The sequence below is a fragment of the Streptococcus gwangjuensis genome (assembly GCF_028156745.1).
GTDB classification, from domain to species: Bacteria; Bacillota; Bacilli; order Lactobacillales; family Streptococcaceae; genus Streptococcus; species Streptococcus gwangjuense_A.
Genome location: NZ_JAODJG010000026.1, coordinates 48,259 through 64,953, shown reverse-complemented (window position 1 = coordinate 64,953; position 16,695 = coordinate 48,259). Strand labels below are relative to the sequence as shown.

Below are 16,695 nucleotides of genomic sequence, written 5' to 3'. Positions count from 1 at the left end.
TCACTTTCCTCCCTCTGTTAAACTAAAGAAGACTTCTTCTAGTGAAGAAAGATTTTTCATCACTTCTTGTAAAGTGCCTTTTATAAGAACTTTTCCTTTATTTATGATAACTACATCATCTGTTACTGCTTCCACTTCCGATAATATATGAGATGATAGCAAGACTGTCTTTCCTTCTTGAGCTTGTTTTTTTATAAACTCTCTAAACCACCTAATTCCTCTTGGATCCAACCCATTAGTCGGTTCATCCAATATCAGATATTGAGGATTTCCTAATAGAGCTGTTGCAATTCCTAATCGTTGTCCTTCTCCTAATGATAATTTCCCAATTTTAGATTTTTTCTTATGGCTAATATCCACCATATCCAAGACTTGTTCAATTCGCTGACTAGATATCCCATTACTAGCAGCAACTATTTTCAAATGTTGATAAACAGTCCGATCATCAGGAGCTCCTACACTGTCAAATGAAGCTCCTACAGTCTTTAGAGGAAATTTTAATTCCTTATAAGTTTGATCTCCAATTTTGGTAAGACCAGATGTTGCTTTGTCTAATCCTAATAAAATACGTAAGGTTGAACTTTTTCCAGCTCCATTTGGACCTAGGAAAGCAGTCACTCTACCTGCTTTTGCTTCAAAAGAAATATCTTTTAAAATTTGAGCTTGGCCATACGACTTACATAAATTTTTAATGGTAATACTTTGTTCCATGATGTTCCCCTATTCTATTTAATATTTCTACAAGTAACTATATCTTACAGATTCTTTTTCGGATTTTTTTCAGAATTTCAAGAGTCAAAAGATTTAATACTCAATGAAAATCAAAGAACAAACTAGGAAGCTAGCCGCAAGCTGCTCAAAACACTGTTTTGAGGTTGCAGATGGAAGCTGACGTAGTTTGAAGAGATTTTCGAAGAGTATAAAATTTTGTTTTATTTAATTATATATATTTGTGTAAACTTAAAAGCCCGATGTTTCCATCAGGCTTCTTTTTTATCCATGTACACGTTTCATATAGTCTTGATAACTTTCGGTATCCATGAGTTTTTTAGCGTTCTTGACGCGGTCTGCTGTTGGAGGTTTGACCCCTTCGAGTGAATATGGAATTCCCAGTTCACGCCACTTGAATTCTCCCATAGTATGATAAGGCAGAATTTCAAACTTATCCACATTTTTAAGGGTCTTGACGAACTTACCAAGTTCAATCAAGTCATCATCTCTATCTGTCAAACCTGGAACTAGCACGTGGCGAATCCAGACAGGTTTTCCAATATCTGATAGATACTGGGCACAAGCCAAGATATTTTTATTGGTTTGGCTAGTGACAATCTTGTGCTGTTCTTCGTTGATTTCCTTGATATCCAAGAGAACTAAGTCAGTAACAGCCATGAGTTTGTCAAACTTCTCAAGGTAACGTGGTTTATTACGGAAAGGCAGTGCACAGGTATCCAAGGTACAGTGGATTCCGTGTTCTTTGGCCTTGGTAAAGAGGGCAATCAAGAAATCAATCTGCAAGAGGGCTTCTCCTCCACTGACTGTAATCCCACCCTTATTCCCCCAGAAACCGCGGTAACGCAAGGCTTCAGTCAAGACATCATCTACCGTCCGTTCACGTGACTTATTGGACTCCATAGCCCAAGTGTCAGGGTTGTGGCAATACTGGCAACGCATGTGACAGCCCTGCAAAAAGACAATAAAGCGAATACCAGGCCCATCTACTGACCCAAAGCTTTCTGTCGAATGCACCATTCCTGTCACTTGTCCATAATCAATTGTTTCTTCAGACATATCGTTACCTTCCTTGAAAACGTTTTATAGTTTTATTATATCATGACTTGAAAGAAAAACAAGATTTTTGCCTATTTTTTAGAAAGCAATCTGTTTTTCAATTTCATTTTCAATTAATTATCATTTTATTCTTCAAAATCAAAACCATACAAGGTTGCAAAATAGTCCTCAGGGCGCTCTGCACGGCGGATTTGACGGGCTTTGCCTTCTTCGGTATAGAGGATTTCCGCAGAACGAAGTTTGGCATTGTACTGGTAGCCCATTGAAAATCCGTGGGCACCTGTATCATGAATTACCAGCAAATCACCGATTTCTGTATGAGGCAGTTCGCGATTCACTGCAAATTTATCATTGTTTTCACAGAGTGAACCAACCACATCTACTACTTCAGCTGGTCCTTCTGGATGGGTCACGTTAGTAATATGGTGATAGGCTCCATACATGGCTGGACGCATAAGGTTGACTGCTGATGCATCCACACCTAGATAGGTACGGTAAGTTTTCTTCTTATGAGTGACTCTTGTGACCAAAGCACCGTGAGGTGCCAACATAAAACGACCCAATTCGGTGAAAATCTTAACCTGACCAAGACCTGCTGGCGTAAGAACCTCTTCATACACCTTACGAACTCCCTCACCAATCAAGGCGATATCATTTGGCTCCTGGTCTGGACGATAGTTGACACCAATACCGCCAGAAAGATTGATAAAGTCTAGCGAAATGCCCAACTTTTCCTTGATTTCAACAGCCAATTCAAAAAGCTGACGAGCCAACTCTGGATAATAGAGATGGGTCACGGTATTGGACGCTAGGAAGGAGTGAATTCCAAAAGTCTTGGCTCCTTTTTCCTTCAAGATGGCAAAAGCTTCAAAGAGCTGGTCCTTGGTCATACCAAACTTGGCTTCTCCAGGATTGTCCATAATGTCTGTCCCCAGTTCAAAAACGCCTCCAGGATTGTAACGACAAGAAATAATTTCTGGAATGCCTGCTGCACGCTCCAGATGTTCAATATCTTCAAAGGCATCCAAGTTAATAGTCGCACCCAATTCACGCGCATAGGCGTATTCCTTATCTGGCGTGTTGTTTGAAGAAAACATAATCTCAGAACCGGGGAAATTCAGTTTATGACTCATCAAAAGTTCTACATAACTAGAGCAGTCCACACCACAGCCTTCCTCTTGAAGGATTTTCAAAATAGCTGGGGTTGGAGTAGCCTTAACTGCAAAATATTCCTTAAAGCCCTTGTTCCACGAAAAGGCTTGGTTAACAGCTCTTGCCTTCTCACGAATCCCCTTCTCATCATACAAGTGAAAGGGAGTCGGGAACTCGTCAACAATCTTTTCTAAGTCTTCTTTATTGATAAATGGTGTTTTCATAAGTTTCCTTCTATTCTATTTGCAAAGAAAGGCTGGGACAATCGTTCCAACCTTTAGTTCTATCTCTTATTTATCTTCGTCAAAGATATTACCAACCTCAACATCGATGGCTTGGTTCTTGACATCAATATTGGTTACCTTCAAGAGTGACTTGTAGTCAAACTGCTTTTCACGTTCTTCTTGGGCATTATCCGCAAAGACTGCTACACCTGCCAATTCTGAATCAAACTCACGCAAGAGGCTGATCATCCCGTTGACCGTTCCGCCACCTTTCAAGAAATCGTCCACAATCAAGACACGGCTGCCTGCCTTGAGACTACGTTTTGAAAGGAACATTTTCTCAATGCGGTCACCACTTGAACCTGAAACATAGTTGACGCTGACAGTTGAACCTTCGGTAATTTTCAGGTCACGGCGCACAATAACAAAGGGAACATTGAGGACATTGGCAACTGCATTTGCAAGTGGAACACCCTTAGTCGCTACTGTCATAACCGCATCAATTTTTTGGTCCATAAAGCTCTTGGCAATAATGCGACCAATATTTTTCAAGATGGCTGGTGTGCTAAGTAAATCGGACAGGTAGATGTAACCACCTGGCAAGATACGGTCACTTTCTGACAACTTGGCACGCAAGTCCTCAACCATTTCCTTGGCATCATGGCTTGAGATTGATGGTGTGAAAATGACACCACCACCAGCACCAGTTACTGTCTGGATATGACCGATTTCAATTTCCTCAAAGGCGCGTTTGATAATCACGATATCCTCTGAGATGGATGATTTAGCAGATTCATACTTTTCAGCAAAAGTATTGAGACTAGTTAGTTTATAAGGATTATTAATCAAATAGTTGGAAATGACAACCATCCGATCACTTCTTCTTAATTTCATTTCTATTTCCCACTTCATTTAATTTTGATATTTTATCTATTATACCATATTCACATAAAAAAACGAACATTCTTATCCTAAAAATGCTCGTTTTTCTTAAATTATTAATCTAAATCTGGTTTATAGAAGGAACGATTGTCCATAGCGAAGATTTTATTGGTCATCTCTCCTTTATCCACCAAAGCAAGAGCTGTTGACATCATCATCATGCTTGCATCCAGATTATCAATCATATGGATAATCTCTGCTTCCATAATGCGTGGACGGACCGGGCTTCCATACTCAAGTAAGCCGTGGTGACTGAGGATGACGTGACGAAGCAAAACGACTTCTTCCTTGGTATCATCGATGCCGAGTTCCATCACTGTCTTAGTAATTTCGCTATCAATCAAAGCAATATGCCCAAGGAGATTGCCTCGCACTGTGTACTCGGTCTGGTCTGGTCCCGTCAACTCGATGACTTTAGCTAAGTCATGCAGCATAATCCCTGCATAGAGCAGGTTCTTATTGAGCTGAGGATAGATTTCGCTAATGGCATCTGCCAAGCGCACCATGGTTGCCGTATGATAGGCCAAGCCCGTTTCAAAGGCATGATGGTTTGTCTTAGCAGCTGGATAAGAGTAGAACTCCTTATCATACTTGGTGTAGAGCTTTCGGACAATCCGTTGCCAAACAGGATTTTCAATTTTGAAAATCATTTGCGACATATAGTCACGGATTTCCTTGACATCAACTGGTGACTTGACCTTGAAATCAGCTGGGTCATTGGGTTCACCAGGCTGAGGCAGACGAAGGGTAATTTGATTGACTTGAGGGGTGTTGTTATAAACTTCTCGGCGTCCTTTCATGTGGACAACCTTACCTGCGGTAAAGGCCTCAACATTATGAGGTTGGGCATCCCAGAGTTTCCCTTCAATCTCGCCACTATCATCTTGGAAGGTAAAGGCTAGGTAGTTTTTCCCAGCTCGAGTTTGTCTCAGGTCAGCTGACTTGATTAGGTAAAAGCCTTCAAATAGCTCATCTTTTTTCATGTGACTAATCTTCATATTCTTCCTCATTTTCTTGAAAATGGAGTAGATCAAGCGCAGGCTCACCTTCTGATAACTCAATGTGACGGAGCGTCCGCTCGATAGCAGTGGTACGACGGTTTAATAATTCATCAATATTGCCAGAGGCATGTTGGAGATGTTTTTGTGCCTTAACCAAAATCCCACCAAACTTGCCAAACTCGGTCTTGACACTGGCAAGAGTCTTGCTGATATGGTCGGCACTCTTTTGGATATTGAGAGTTTTGAATCCAACTGATAGGGAGTTAAGAAGAGCTGATAGGGTACTTGGACCTGCGACAATAATCTGCTCCTCCCGCCTCAAATCATCAAAGAAGACCGGATTGCGTACAATTTCTGAGTAGAGACCTTCTGTCGGAACAAACAAAACTCCAAAATTGGTCGTCCGAGGCGGTGCTATGTACTTGCTCTTGATATCCTTGGCAAAGCGCTTGACGCTTGCTAAGAGCGACTTACGACAGCGTTCAATCTCATCCTTGTCACCTGCTTCATAGGCTTCTTCTAAGCGGTAATAATCTGCCAGTGGAAACTTGGAGTCAATCGGTAAGTAGACGTATTCCTGGTCGCCTTGTCCGGGTAACTTGATGGCATACTCCACTCGTTCACTAGAGTTTTCAACCGTTGCGTATTCTCGTTCGTACTGGGCAGGGGTCATGATGTCTTCGATGATTTGCCCCAGTTGCAATTCGCCCAGAATTCCTCGCGTTTTGGTTCCAGAGAGAACCTTGTTGAGAGCTCCGACATCACGGGCAACTGTCTGCATTTCTCCAAGGCCACGATTGACAGACTCCAGTTGTTTGGAAACTGTCTCAAAGGAAGCCTGCAAGCGCGTCTGCAAGGTCTTTTCTAGTTTTTCCTCGACTGTTTGACGCATTTGTTCCAAGCGTTGCTCATTTGATTCCTGCAAGGCTTGGAGACGTTGGTCAGTCTTGTCTCTGGTTTGGAGGAGATTATCTGTCATTTCTTGACGAACTTGAGTTAAGCCTTGGTGCAATTCCATTCGAACTTCTTGCAAACGGTCGCTGACAGCCACTTCCAAATCTTTTTGATCTAACTGGCTGGCTTGTCTGGCTTGTTCAAAGCGGTAATCCAACTGGTCTGACAAATGATCTGCCTGGTCCTCCAAGCTCTTGCTTACGTGTTTGTCTTGCTTATCCTGCCTTTGCCAAATCAGAAAGAGGCCAGCTAGGTTGGCAATTAATAATAGAACAAGTAAACTTTCCATCCTACCTCCTGTCCTTGCTATGCAGCACGACCACATAACCATCTGGGCAAGTCACCGAAACTTCCCTATCTATATATTCGTTAGAAGCGTACACTTTTTTAAAGAAAAAATTTTCCTCTGTCAACTCATACTTGGCTCCGAGAATGGTAAGCTGGCTATCTCGAACCGGCATAAAAGCTAGATAATCGTAGTCTGAACGAGGTTCTAGCTGACTGGTTCCTTCTGGACAATAAGCAATCAAGTTTTGCCCATCCTCAATTGCTATCTGACGCATATAGGGAGCCAACTTGGGATTGCTAGGTAAAAAGACATTGGCCAACATATGGTCAATACGGCCACCCAAAGCACCGAAAATAGTGACCTGAGCCTGAGGATTTTGTTCAAAGATGGTCAAGAGAGCCAATTCCAAATCGGTATCATCTTTTTCTGGTTGAGCTTGGACAAAATACTGGGCATGTTTTTGAATCAACTGTCGCTCTTCTGCACTGACAGAATCAAAATCTCCAACTGCTAGAGTAAGAGGAAGGTTTTCTTCCAAGACCCAGAGTGAGCCTCGATCCACACCGACAAAGCAATCAAAGTCCGTCCGGTAGTGACCACGGTCTCCGCCAGCAAAAACGGCAACCCTAGTCCAGTTGTTTTCTGAGAGTTTGTACTCGCTCATTGACATCTCCCTTAAAGACATAGGAACCTGCTACAAAAGCAGTTGCACCGGCTTCTTTGGCTTGAGCAATAGTTTGGTCATCAATCCCGCCATCCACTTCGATTTCAAAGTTCAAGCCTTTTTCATCACGAAGAGCAACCAACTCACGGACCTTATCCATGGTCTCTGGTAGAAAGGCTTGACCACCGAAGCCAGGGTTAACTGTCATGACTAAGACTTGGTCAACTAGGTGAAGGACGTGCTTGATAGCCTCAACAGGCGTACCAGGATTGATAACAACCGAAGGCTTGACACCGAGGGAACGAATTTTTTGGAGGGCACCATGGATATGAGGTGTCGCCTCCACATGGATACTGATGATATCCGCACCTGCACGCGCAAAGTCTTCTAAATGATGCTCAGGGTTTGACACCATCAAGTGGCAGTCAAAGACCATCTTGCTATGGGGACGAAGAGATTCGACCACTCCAGCACCAAAACTGATTTGTGGTACAAAATGACCATCCATGATATCGATATGGGCATACTCTGCCCCAGTTGCTTCTAGGCGCTTGATTTCACGTTCAAAGTTGGCATAATCTGCTGCCAGAATTGACGGAGCAATCTTGTATTGAGACATAGGTTTCTCCTTATTTTGGAATTTTTTTGCTGACCTTTTTATAGGTTTCTCTACGATTTTCAATTTCACTGAGGAATTGCAGGTAGTTTTCAAAACGGAAGGACGCAATAGTACCTTCTTCTACAGCAGGTTTAACCGCGCAAGCTGGCTCATGGGTATGGGTACAAGTGCGGAATTTGCAGTCTCGGCTGACACTGGTAATCTCTGGAAAGGCCTGATTGAGGTCTTCCGCCGTTGATACTTCATAGTCCAAGGATGAAAAACCTGGTGTATCTGCGATTTTACCCCCATTGAGGTTGTAAAAACTAACCGCTCGAGTGGTGTGACGCCCGCGACCCAGACTGTCTGAGATTTCTCCTGTTTCAAGATTGAGGTCTGGTGCTATTTTATTGAGAAGCGTTGACTTCCCAACACCCGTCTGCCCCATAAAGACCGTCACTTTGCCTGTTAACAAGGGCAGGAGTTCCTCTTTACTGGTCACAAAGTCATAGCCGATATCAGCATAAGTCTGTTCATAAAAATCCAGTTCTCCCCTATCTTCCAACAAATCCATCTTGGAAATATAGACGATGGGATGGATGCCCTTGTGCTCTAATAGAACCAAGAAACGATCCAGCAAATTGTTGTTAAATTCAGGTTCCTTGACGGACATGATTACTACAGCTTGGTCAATATTGACAATGGGAGGACGGACTAGACTGTTTTTGCGTTCGTGAATCTTGAGAATATAGCCTTCTGAATTTTCCTCGGCAGAAAAATCGACCCAGTCCCCAACATAAGGGGTATGACCTTTTTTACGGAAATTTCCACGCGCGCGCGTCTGATAAACCTGGCCCTCACTCTCTACATAGTAGAACCCAGCCAAGGCTTTAATGATTTGTCCCTGCATCTTAGAGTCCTTGCCCTTTAAGTGCATCTGATAGGCTGGCAAATTCTTCCAAGCTGAGAGCTTCCCCACGCACACTTGGTGACAAGCCTGCTTGGTCCAAAGCCTTGGTCAGCTTGTCCTTAACTTCTTCAGTCTTGCCAAAGTAACCTGTCAGGTTATTCCATAAAGTCTTGCGTCGATGAGTGAAACTAGCCTTAGAAACCTTAAAGAAGAAATTCTCGTCTTCCACTGCTACAGCTGGTTCTGGACGGCGCACCATTTTCAAAATAGCAGAATCCACGTTTGGCGCTGGCACAAATACCGTACGAGGCACGATGAAGGCAACCTTGGCAGTCATGTAGTACTGAACCGCAATCGACAAGCTACCATAAGCCTTGGTATTCGGTTGAGCGGAAATGCGGTCCGCCACTTCCTTTTGCATCATAACCACAAACTCACTAAAAGGAATCCCACTCTCTATCAAGTGCATGAGAATAGGTGTCGTGATGTAATAAGGCAAATTAGCCACTACCTTGATTGGCAGGTCAGGATTTTTAAAATTCTGGATATGTTGCGCCAAGTCAACCTTGAGAATATCCTCGTTGACCACGGTCACATTGTCAAAATCACGCAGGGTATCTGCCAAAATTGGCACCAAACGGTGGTCAATCTCAAAGGCCATGACTTGAGCTGCACGCTCAGCCAGAAACTCGGTCAAGGCACCAATACCTGGCCCGATTTCGATGACATTGACCTGGTCATCAATTTCAGCCGTATCCACGATTTTTTGAAGGATATTGGTATCCGTCAAGAAATTTTGCCCAAAGGACTTTTTAAAGGTAAATCCGTGACGCTCTAGCACTGCCTTGGTCACGCTATAATCTGCAATTCTCATCTATTCTCTTTTCTATTATCTGTTACTACTATTGTAACACATTCCCCTTACATTTGGGGGCTGCTTAGCTGTTCTCATAAGATTTCATGGTTTCTTCCACTTCTGCCAAGGTGATCCCAAACAACTCTAAGCGCTTGAGGAGTTGCTTACCATTAGAATAGCCGATTCGGAGAGCCTCTCCGAGATATTCTCTGCGCTTACGGCTGTCTGCTCCCGCTAGAAAACCAAGACGAATCAAGTCACTACGATTAATGTCAAACTCATTCTCGTTTTCAAATTGCTCTGTCACCTGAGCCAGCGCTGTTTTCAAATCCTCATAGCTGGCATGCTCAATTCCCAGAGAACGTCCCTTGGTCTTTGATTTAGGAACAGCTTCATCTCGTTTGAGGAAGGCATGCTGAACTGTTGGAATGGCCGTCATAATCATGCGACGAATCCGCTCCCCATTAAAATCTGGGTCTGTAAAGACAATGACTCCATGAAGCTCATGTAGACGCTGAATACGTGCAATATCCTGCTCATTGATGGCAGAACCTCGTGTCTCATAGGTCTCTACATCGAAATAGCGTTTGAGATTGGCCGTATCATCGCGCCCTTCGACCACGATAACTTGGGAAATTTTTTCTTTCATTACTTGCTGTCCAATCCAAAAATTCGTTCTGCATTTGCAGTCGTTGCTGCCGATAACTCCTCGGTCGTCATGCCACGCAAATCCGCGATAAAATCTACTACATAGCGAGTATATGCTGTTTTGTTTTCGCGACCCCGTTTAGGAACAGGAGCCAAGTAAGGCGCATCTGTCTCTACCAAAATCTTGTCCAAAGGTAACTCTTTAGCTGCTTCTTGGATGTCAGTTGCCTTCTTAAAAGTCACCACTCCTGAGAAGGAAATGATCATGCCAAGCGCGACAAACTTCTCTGCCCACTCAAGAGTCCCTGAAAATGAATGCATGATACCACCACGAGGACCAACGCCCTCGCTCTTGATAATCTCATAGGTATCTTCCAACGCATCACGGGTATGAACTACAAAAGGCAAATCCAAGTCCTTAGATAACTGAATCTGACGGCGAAAAACCTGCTCCTGCACCTCTTTCGGTGCTGTCATCCAATGGTAGTCCAATCCAATTTCACCTAAAGCAACAACCTTGGGATGCTTGAGCTTGTCAAGCAAGTAGGTTTCAATCTCCTCTGTGTAAGTTCCAGCTTCTGTCGGATGCCAACCAATAGTTGCGTAAAGTTTGTCATACTCATCCACCAACTCCAAGGCACGCTCAATCGTCGGTTCATCAAAACCAACAATATTCATCTGTGTCACACCCATCTCAGCAGCCAAGGCAATTTCTTCTGCCTCACGACCTGCAAATTCTTCTACATTCAAGTGTGTATGTGTATCAAAAATATCCAAATTATATTTCCTTCTCTTTCCTCAATGTTCCTTAACTACCAAAAGAAAAGAATTTCTCTTTTCTATACTTCCCTATATTTCCCCTAGTTTCTATTCACTTTGGTTAGTACTTGGTTAGTTCTATGGTTAGCATCTACAGATGAATTTGATTAAGTTTCTCTCTACTAATGAAATTACCCTTAGCTTTTTGCAACTTCTCATAGTCCGCTAAAAATCATTTCATCTCCTTGTACTTTTAAAGCAAAGGAAAGCTATGTGGCATAGCTTAATTATAACATAACTACATAGCTTCCTCATATTTCTTTTGTTTATACTGCAAAAATTCCTTATAACCTTCAATGTTTATTCATACTTTTTTATTAGAAGATTCTAAGGTGTAGCCCTAGAATGTTTCATTACAATTCGACAACTTCAATGACTTTTGCAGTCAAACTAAGCTGGTTACGATATCCTCCGTATACAATTGCTTTCTCAATGTCTACAATTTCTACAGCTGTGAGCATCCGAATCATTCAAACTTCCTTTGCAAGATGAGAGAATGATTTATTCTCAATAACAGCTCCAAACAGAATTTCTCTGTCTCTGTCGCTCAACAATCTCTCAATAGCATCGTTTGTAATAGCAATTTCTTCTTTTCTAATTAAGAGAGACAATGGGTCATTATAATCTGCTATCGTATCTAATAAAGAACCTTTATCAATAGAACTACTGTCTAAACTACACAGACCATAAGAACGATCTTTTCTACATAAATTCTCAAAAGGTTGGTTTGATAAGTTATCTACCTTTTCCCAATCGTCAGTCAGTACAGCTCTTTGAATTGCTTCTTCTCTACGTTGTTCTACTTTTGCTAAATCTACCATATGGTTGGTACCTCCTTGGGAATTTACCAACCATACATAGTTTGTCTCCTAACGCTATCGTCAGTGGAAAAAACTTAGTAGTCATTTTAAAAAGAACATAATAAGATGCATAAAAAATAGCAGTTATACAAAATCGTATAACTGCTATGCATTCTCTATATATAGTTTCAACTATATTTCGGTTTTTTATTCACTCAATCATTCATCCAAACGATAAAAAATCTTTCTGTCTGATTGTTTTTCAATAGATCCAAAAATAATACGATCTTTACTATTATCACTATTTTCTTCACCTTTTATAGCAATACCTGCAGGAATAAAATTAATATAGTTTGATGGAGTAACTGTTTCCCAATTAAATTCTTTCCCAAATATTCCAATTCCGCTATTGTCAGCATTCTTTTTCACATCATGTATTATTCGTTCTGCCGATCTAGAACCTATCCAAGTCAGTACCCCTTTTTCATCAATTCGGAGTCTATTCCCGATACCTTGATCTTCAGGAACTCCCCAAGTTCCAACTACAGTAGAAAAATCTCCTTTTACCAATCCATCAATATTCATGATATTTTCATTTTTAACATCAGCAAACTGTTTCATCTCCTTTTCTCTAAAAAATACTTTTGACGGACTCTCAAAATATTCATCAAAATGATCTCTTAGTGTTAAAACATCTCTATCTATAACAGATAAACGTGGTACTCCATCTGGTAATTCAAAGATATCATAAAGAAAAGTATTTTTTGTTGCTCCAACAGTATTTCCAGATTTTATAATCTGTATGTTGTATCCATCAACTCCATCCACCTCTCTGCCAATATCTCCATTAGCGTAAATCGGTATTACCCATTGTTCAGTCTTTTTTCCAAAATTACCAGATATAATATTATCTTGTATAGAAGAAAATTCAATGACTCCACGTCTTGTAGTTCCATGAAAAAACGATTCACCTCTACCATCCGAATATACTTTAAATGAATGTCCATCAGGATTTCTCCAATTACTAGCAATCGAAGAGAGATTGCTATTCTTGATTTCATCAATATTAAGATTTGATTTAATCGGTGTAGGTTGTTCATTCATTTCATTTTTTCTATGAAAAACAGTATAATTAATTGCATTTGGTCTTCCATAACCTTTTTCCTTAGGTTTTTCATTTTTCTGAAAAACTAGAGTGTCTTTTGTTATTTTTTTCGGTATATCATATTTGATAACATCCTCATTCTCTCTTGAAAAGTCAAATCCTACTTCATCTCGATTGAACTCTGATTTCCCTTGGAAAAAATATAAATTTCTATCAAATGTACTATATGTGTGCTCTTCCCCCATTCGACCATCTGCATATATATTACGTTCTTTTCGTTCTTTTCGTTCTCTTCCTTCTTCTCCTTCTTTTATCCCTTTTACATTCATGACCAAATACCCTTTATCAAAAGTATTATCACTTGCAACAACTAAACTTCCCTTGTTTTGTATTTCTTTATTATCATTAAATACTTTAACATTTCCCTCCTTATCAATCGTCAAAATCATTTGATTTTCATTTTTTCCTACTTCACTGTACCATGTACCAGATAATGTTTCAAAATTCCCTGATAAAATATCCGATTTACTTAACTCCTTATTAATCGATTCAATTTCTACATAAGAGTCTTTTTTAGAAGAACAGCCTGCTATAATTACCACTGATAGTATACTTAAAAGAATTTTGATAACTTTCATATTCTATTCTCCTAAAAAATTATTAAATTCACCTTTTGACATATACTGAGGGCTAGGCACTTTAGGTATTCCTTCAATACCTTCAATAATCTTTGAAACAACTTCTAAGGCAATCCAATTAAAATTGGACTGTTTTTCTATTGTTTCATTTATATTTTTCCACTCTGTGGGAACCATATACGCGGGATCTTCTGGGAGTTTAGGATAGGTTCCTTTTTCAATAATTTTAGAAAGAAATCCGTATTCTCCATTTGGTAATGTTAGTAACAAATAACTAACATTTCTCTGGTACAAGTCCGTTTTTGTCGTAAATAAAACTTTTCCACCATTATTTTTTGCAAAATAATAATGAGCTTCTAAGCTACCTAACTGAGAATATTTCTTCTCACCATTTCCCATGTCCCATTCTTGTAATTTATACACAGCTATTTCTTCTGTCATATCACTACTCCTATTGTATTGTTTTTTATCTATTTTAACACAAATTTGTATAGTTCGCTATACTATATTGATATTTTGGACAGTTAACTGTACTTAAAAAATCATATAAAGGATAGTAGAATAGTACAAAAGAGGAAATTACAGATGGAAGCTAATCAATTACAAAAATACATAGCAGATCGTATAAGAGAATGTAGAAAAGAACAGAATCTCAGTCAAGAACAATTATCCAATCAAGCCGGACTAGGTATTAAAGCAATACAAAACATCGAGAATATGAAATACGATTTTAAAATACACACACTTGAAAAAGTGCTTACTGCTTTAGGTATGACCGTAGAAGACTTCTTTAATTTCCCACTTTCAAATAATTCCGTCCCTATAACTACATTGATCGATAGCATCTCAGATTTATCACACACAAAAAAATTAAAAATCATTTCTTTGTTCAATGAAATTGTCAAAAACATAGATTAAAAGAGGAACTCTCAATGAATTCCTCTTTTTGTATGCTACTTTAGCTTTCCTTTGGTTAGTTTTATGGTTAATTTGTGCCTCAATAATGTCATTAGGCCTTAAACTGCACTCCAGACGCTCTAAGTATGTGTATCAAAAATCATCTCTTCTAACCTCGTTTTCTATCTACTATTATAGCAAAAAAACTGACCTCTCTCCTCATCTGAAAAAATATTCTAAAACCCATTATCATCTCTTGACGCAATTTTTTCAAAGCAGTATAATAGCACTTATTGAAATTTTCAGTAAAGGAAAATACCATGTTTACAAAATTAAAACATACCTTTATCGGTCGTCCTCTTAAGTCCTTAACCGAAGGCGAAGGGGGACTACTGGGAAAAATGCAGGCACTAGCCATGTTATCAAGCGACGCTCTATCTTCCATTGCCTATGGGCCTGAGCAAGTAGTCCTCGTCTTGGCTAGTCTCTCTCCTCTTGCGATATGGTGGAGTCTTCCTATCGGCCTCTTTGTCCTCCTGCTCCTAGCTAGCCTGACCGTCTCCTACCGTCAAATCATCCATGCCTACCCTCAAGGAGGAGGGGCCTATATGGTTACTCGAGAAAATCTATCTCCCGAACTTGGCTTAATCGCTGGAGGTAGTCTGCTAGTTGACTACATGCTGACCGTAGCGGTATCTGTTTCATCTGGAGCGGACGCTATCACAGCAGCTCTCCCTGCTCTCCACCCTTACAACCTTCACATCTCCATTTTTCTAGTTTGCTTGCTTATGCTCTTGAATTTACGGGGCTTAAAAGAATCTGCAAGTTCACTGATGATTCCTGTCTATCTCTTTATCATCAGTACTATCTTTCTCTTGCTCTACGGAATCTTTCAACTAATGACAGGGTCTCTCAGCTATCAGGCAACTTCACCTATTGGGCATGCTGTTCCGAGCCTGTCTATCGTTCTCATTCTAAGAGCCTTTACCAGTGGCTCTGCCTCTCTGACAGGGGTTGAAGCTATTTCAAATGCCGTTCCCTTTTTCAAGGCTCCAAAAGAAAAGAATGCCGCTCAAACCTTGACCATTATGTCACTGATTTTAGGTTTTCTTTTTGCAGGCATTACCTTCCTAAACTACTGGATGGGGATTCTGCCTCAACACGGAGAAACTATTCTTTCACAGATGGCTCAAGGCATCCTTGGTAATTCCTTCTTAGGTCACCTTGGCTATTATATCTTCCAATTCTCCACAGCCTTGATTTTAGCCGTAGCTGCAAATACTGGCTTTTCGGCCTTCCCTATGCTAGCTTACAATATGGCTAAAAACAAATACATGCCCCATCTCTTTATGGAAAAAGGAGACCGCCTAGGCTACTCCAATGGAATTTTAACTCTGGCTTTTGGAGCTATGATTCTTCTTCTCATTTTTAATGGCAATACAGAACGCTTGATTCCTCTTTATACTATCGGAGTCTTCGTTCCCTTCGCCCTATCTCAGACTGGGATGATTCGTCATTGGAAAAAGGAAAAAGGAGCAAATTTCTTAAAACCTGCTCTTGCTAATATCATTGGGGCAATCATTTGCTACGCGATTGTACTAATCTTGCTCTTTTTCCGTCTCAGTGATATCTGGCCTTTCTTCCCGATTATTCTCGTACTCACCCTACTCTTCTTGGCCATTCACAGTCATTACCAAAAAGTGGCCCAACAACTGCGTCTCTATGAAGGAATCGAAAAACGTACTTACGACGGCAATCTGGTTCTGGTCCTAGTAGGAAATGTCACCCGAGTCAGTGTCGGAGCCATTAACTACGCCCAAAGTATCGGTGATGAAGTCTTAGCAATGCACATTTCTACTAAGGAAACAGCAGAGAAAGACCAAGAAATTCTCCAAGAATTTGCCGATTACTTCCCCACTATTACTCTGAAAAACATCAAGACCAGCTACCGTGACATCATTACGCCTACTGTCAAGTATGTCAAACGGATATCCGAGGAAGCCCAGAAAAAGAACTATACAGTCACTGTTCTGGTACCCCAGTTTATCCCTAATAAACCTTGGCAAAATATCCTGCACAATCAGATGAGCCTCAAACTAAAATACGCCCTCCGTTGGCACCAGGACGTCGTTGTCGCTAGCTACTCCTATCACTTAAAAGAATAAAGAAAAGGCCCTACCAGAAGCGAGAAGCGTCTGATAAGGCCTTTTTCTGAAACCAGTCACTATGCCTATACTCAATGAAAATCAAAGAGCAAACTAGGAAGCTAGCCGCAGGCTGCTCAAAGCACTGCTTTGAGGTTGTAGATGAAACTGACGAAGTCAGCTCAAAACACTGTTTTGAGGTTGTAGATAGAACTGACGAAGTCAGCTCAAAACACTGTTTTGAGGTTGTAGATAGAACTGACGAA

At 40.7% G+C, this 16,695-nt stretch carries 17 protein-coding genes; 2 read left to right on the top strand and 15 right to left on the bottom strand.

What is annotated here, in order from left to right; genetic code table 11:
• From N5909_RS01955 to N5909_RS01885, 15 genes are all read right to left on the bottom strand, one after another.
• Nucleotides 1–711 (bottom strand): ABC transporter ATP-binding protein, encoded by a 711-nt coding sequence (locus tag N5909_RS01955; protein WP_033681244.1) that lies wholly within the window; start codon nt 709–711, stop codon nt 1–3.
• A gap of 282 nt (nt 712–993) precedes the next feature.
• Nucleotides 994–1,788: a pyruvate formate-lyase-activating protein gene (pflA, locus tag N5909_RS01950; protein ID WP_001288286.1), complete on the bottom strand. Its 795-nt coding sequence runs from the start codon at nt 1,786–1,788 to the stop codon at nt 994–996.
• 125 nt (nt 1,789–1,913) lie between these two features.
• Nucleotides 1,914–3,164, bottom strand: coding sequence for a diaminopimelate decarboxylase (locus tag N5909_RS01945; protein WP_271630705.1), 1,251 nt, complete (start codon nt 3,162–3,164; stop codon nt 1,914–1,916).
• Between the two features lie 66 nt (nt 3,165–3,230).
• The gene (gene purR, locus N5909_RS01940) at nt 3,231–4,058 is read right to left on the bottom strand and encodes a pur operon repressor (RefSeq protein WP_004238844.1); all 828 of its coding nucleotides are present in this window, start codon (nt 4,056–4,058) and stop codon (nt 3,231–3,233) included.
• A 104-nt stretch (nt 4,059–4,162) separates the two neighbouring features.
• Complete coding sequence (locus N5909_RS01935; RefSeq protein WP_125443417.1) at nt 4,163–5,104, bottom strand: 3'-5' exoribonuclease YhaM family protein; 942 nt, start codon at nt 5,102–5,104, stop codon at nt 4,163–4,165.
• The gene (gene rmuC, locus N5909_RS01930) at nt 5,094–6,350 is read right to left on the bottom strand and encodes a DNA recombination protein RmuC (RefSeq protein WP_033681240.1); all 1,257 of its coding nucleotides are present in this window, start codon (nt 6,348–6,350) and stop codon (nt 5,094–5,096) included. The genes N5909_RS01935 and rmuC overlap by 11 nt, the downstream gene beginning before the upstream one ends.
• 1 nt (nt 6,351) lies before the next feature.
• Entirely contained in the window at nt 6,352–7,014 is a 663-nt protein-coding gene (locus N5909_RS01925; protein WP_061590034.1) for a thiamine diphosphokinase, read from the bottom strand.
• Nucleotides 6,977–7,633, bottom strand: a complete 657-nt coding sequence (gene rpe / locus N5909_RS01920; protein WP_265528879.1) for a ribulose-phosphate 3-epimerase — start codon at nt 7,631–7,633, stop codon at nt 6,977–6,979. Before rpe ends, N5909_RS01925 begins: the two co-directional genes overlap by 38 nt.
• Nucleotides 7,634–7,643: 10 nt before the next feature.
• Nucleotides 7,644–8,522, bottom strand: a complete 879-nt coding sequence (gene rsgA / locus N5909_RS01915; RefSeq protein WP_061590032.1) for a ribosome small subunit-dependent GTPase A — start codon at nt 8,520–8,522, stop codon at nt 7,644–7,646.
• A gap of 1 nt (nt 8,523) precedes the next feature.
• Complete coding sequence (rsmA, locus tag N5909_RS01910; protein WP_061590031.1) at nt 8,524–9,396, bottom strand: 16S rRNA (adenine(1518)-N(6)/adenine(1519)-N(6))-dimethyltransferase RsmA; 873 nt, start codon at nt 9,394–9,396, stop codon at nt 8,524–8,526.
• Nucleotides 9,397–9,460: 64 nt separating this feature from the next.
• Nucleotides 9,461–10,027, bottom strand: coding sequence for a ribonuclease M5 (gene rnmV, locus N5909_RS01905; RefSeq protein WP_033681229.1), 567 nt, complete (start codon nt 10,025–10,027; stop codon nt 9,461–9,463).
• On the bottom strand, nt 10,027–10,797 hold the full coding sequence (locus tag N5909_RS01900; RefSeq protein ID WP_033681367.1) for a TatD family hydrolase: 771 nt from the start codon (nt 10,795–10,797) through the stop codon (nt 10,027–10,029). The genes rnmV and N5909_RS01900 overlap by 1 nt, the downstream gene beginning before the upstream one ends.
• Before the next feature lie 518 nt (nt 10,798–11,315).
• The gene (locus tag N5909_RS01895; RefSeq protein ID WP_033681366.1) at nt 11,316–11,666 is read right to left on the bottom strand and encodes a hypothetical protein; all 351 of its coding nucleotides are present in this window, start codon (nt 11,664–11,666) and stop codon (nt 11,316–11,318) included.
• A 198-nt stretch (nt 11,667–11,864) separates the two neighbouring features.
• A complete protein-coding gene (locus N5909_RS01890; RefSeq protein WP_033681227.1) occupies nt 11,865–13,388 on the bottom strand; it encodes a hypothetical protein in 1,524 nt (507 codons plus the stop codon).
• Nucleotides 13,389–13,391: 3 nt separating this feature from the next.
• On the bottom strand, nt 13,392–13,829 hold the full coding sequence (locus tag N5909_RS01885; protein ID WP_033681225.1) for a hypothetical protein: 438 nt from the start codon (nt 13,827–13,829) through the stop codon (nt 13,392–13,394).
• A gap of 144 nt (nt 13,830–13,973) precedes the next feature.
• On the opposite strand from N5909_RS01885, the gene N5909_RS01880 reads away from it, so the two are divergent.
• Both N5909_RS01880 and N5909_RS01875 read left to right on the top strand, forming a co-directional pair.
• A complete protein-coding gene (locus N5909_RS01880) occupies nt 13,974–14,306 on the top strand; it encodes a helix-turn-helix domain-containing protein (protein ID WP_271630704.1) in 333 nt (110 codons plus the stop codon).
• A 299-nt stretch (nt 14,307–14,605) separates the two neighbouring features.
• The gene (locus tag N5909_RS01875) at nt 14,606–16,450 is read left to right on the top strand and encodes an APC family permease (RefSeq protein ID WP_033681223.1); all 1,845 of its coding nucleotides are present in this window, start codon (nt 14,606–14,608) and stop codon (nt 16,448–16,450) included.
• Nucleotides 16,451–16,695 lie beyond the last annotated feature (245 nt).

What these genes read in the sequence shown, in the direction of transcription:
- N5909_RS01955 (WP_033681244.1), bottom strand. Translation starts at nt 711, where the DNA reads ATGGAACAAAGTATTACCATTAAAAATTTATGTAAGTCGTATGGCCAA.
- pflA (WP_001288286.1), bottom strand. Translation starts at nt 1,788, where the DNA reads ATGTCTGAAGAAACAATTGATTATGGACAAGTGACAGGAATGGTGCAT.
- N5909_RS01945 (WP_271630705.1), bottom strand. Translation starts at nt 3,164, where the DNA reads ATGAAAACACCATTTATCAATAAAGAAGACTTAGAAAAGATTGTTGAC.
- purR (WP_004238844.1), bottom strand. Translation starts at nt 4,058, where the DNA reads ATGAAATTAAGAAGAAGTGATCGGATGGTTGTCATTTCCAACTATTTG.
- N5909_RS01935 (WP_125443417.1), bottom strand. Translation starts at nt 5,104, where the DNA reads ATGAAGATTAGTCACATGAAAAAAGATGAGCTATTTGAAGGCTTTTAC.
- rmuC (WP_033681240.1), bottom strand. Translation starts at nt 6,350, where the DNA reads ATGGAAAGTTTACTTGTTCTATTATTAATTGCCAACCTAGCTGGCCTC.
- N5909_RS01925 (WP_061590034.1), bottom strand. Translation starts at nt 7,014, where the DNA reads ATGAGCGAGTACAAACTCTCAGAAAACAACTGGACTAGGGTTGCCGTT.
- rpe (WP_265528879.1), bottom strand. Translation starts at nt 7,633, where the DNA reads ATGTCTCAATACAAGATTGCTCCGTCAATTCTGGCAGCAGATTATGCC.
- rsgA (WP_061590032.1), bottom strand. Translation starts at nt 8,522, where the DNA reads ATGCAGGGACAAATCATTAAAGCCTTGGCTGGGTTCTACTATGTAGAG.
- rsmA (WP_061590031.1), bottom strand. Translation starts at nt 9,396, where the DNA reads ATGAGAATTGCAGATTATAGCGTGACCAAGGCAGTGCTAGAGCGTCAC.
- rnmV (WP_033681229.1), bottom strand. Translation starts at nt 10,027, where the DNA reads ATGAAAGAAAAAATTTCCCAAGTTATCGTGGTCGAAGGGCGCGATGAT.
- N5909_RS01895 (WP_033681366.1), bottom strand. Translation starts at nt 11,666, where the DNA reads ATGGTAGATTTAGCAAAAGTAGAACAACGTAGAGAAGAAGCAATTCAA.
- N5909_RS01890 (WP_033681227.1), bottom strand. Translation starts at nt 13,388, where the DNA reads ATGAAAGTTATCAAAATTCTTTTAAGTATACTATCAGTGGTAATTATA.
- N5909_RS01885 (WP_033681225.1), bottom strand. Translation starts at nt 13,829, where the DNA reads ATGACAGAAGAAATAGCTGTGTATAAATTACAAGAATGGGACATGGGA.
- N5909_RS01880 (WP_271630704.1), top strand. Translation starts at nt 13,974, where the DNA reads ATGGAAGCTAATCAATTACAAAAATACATAGCAGATCGTATAAGAGAA.
- N5909_RS01875 (WP_033681223.1), top strand. Translation starts at nt 14,606, where the DNA reads ATGTTTACAAAATTAAAACATACCTTTATCGGTCGTCCTCTTAAGTCC.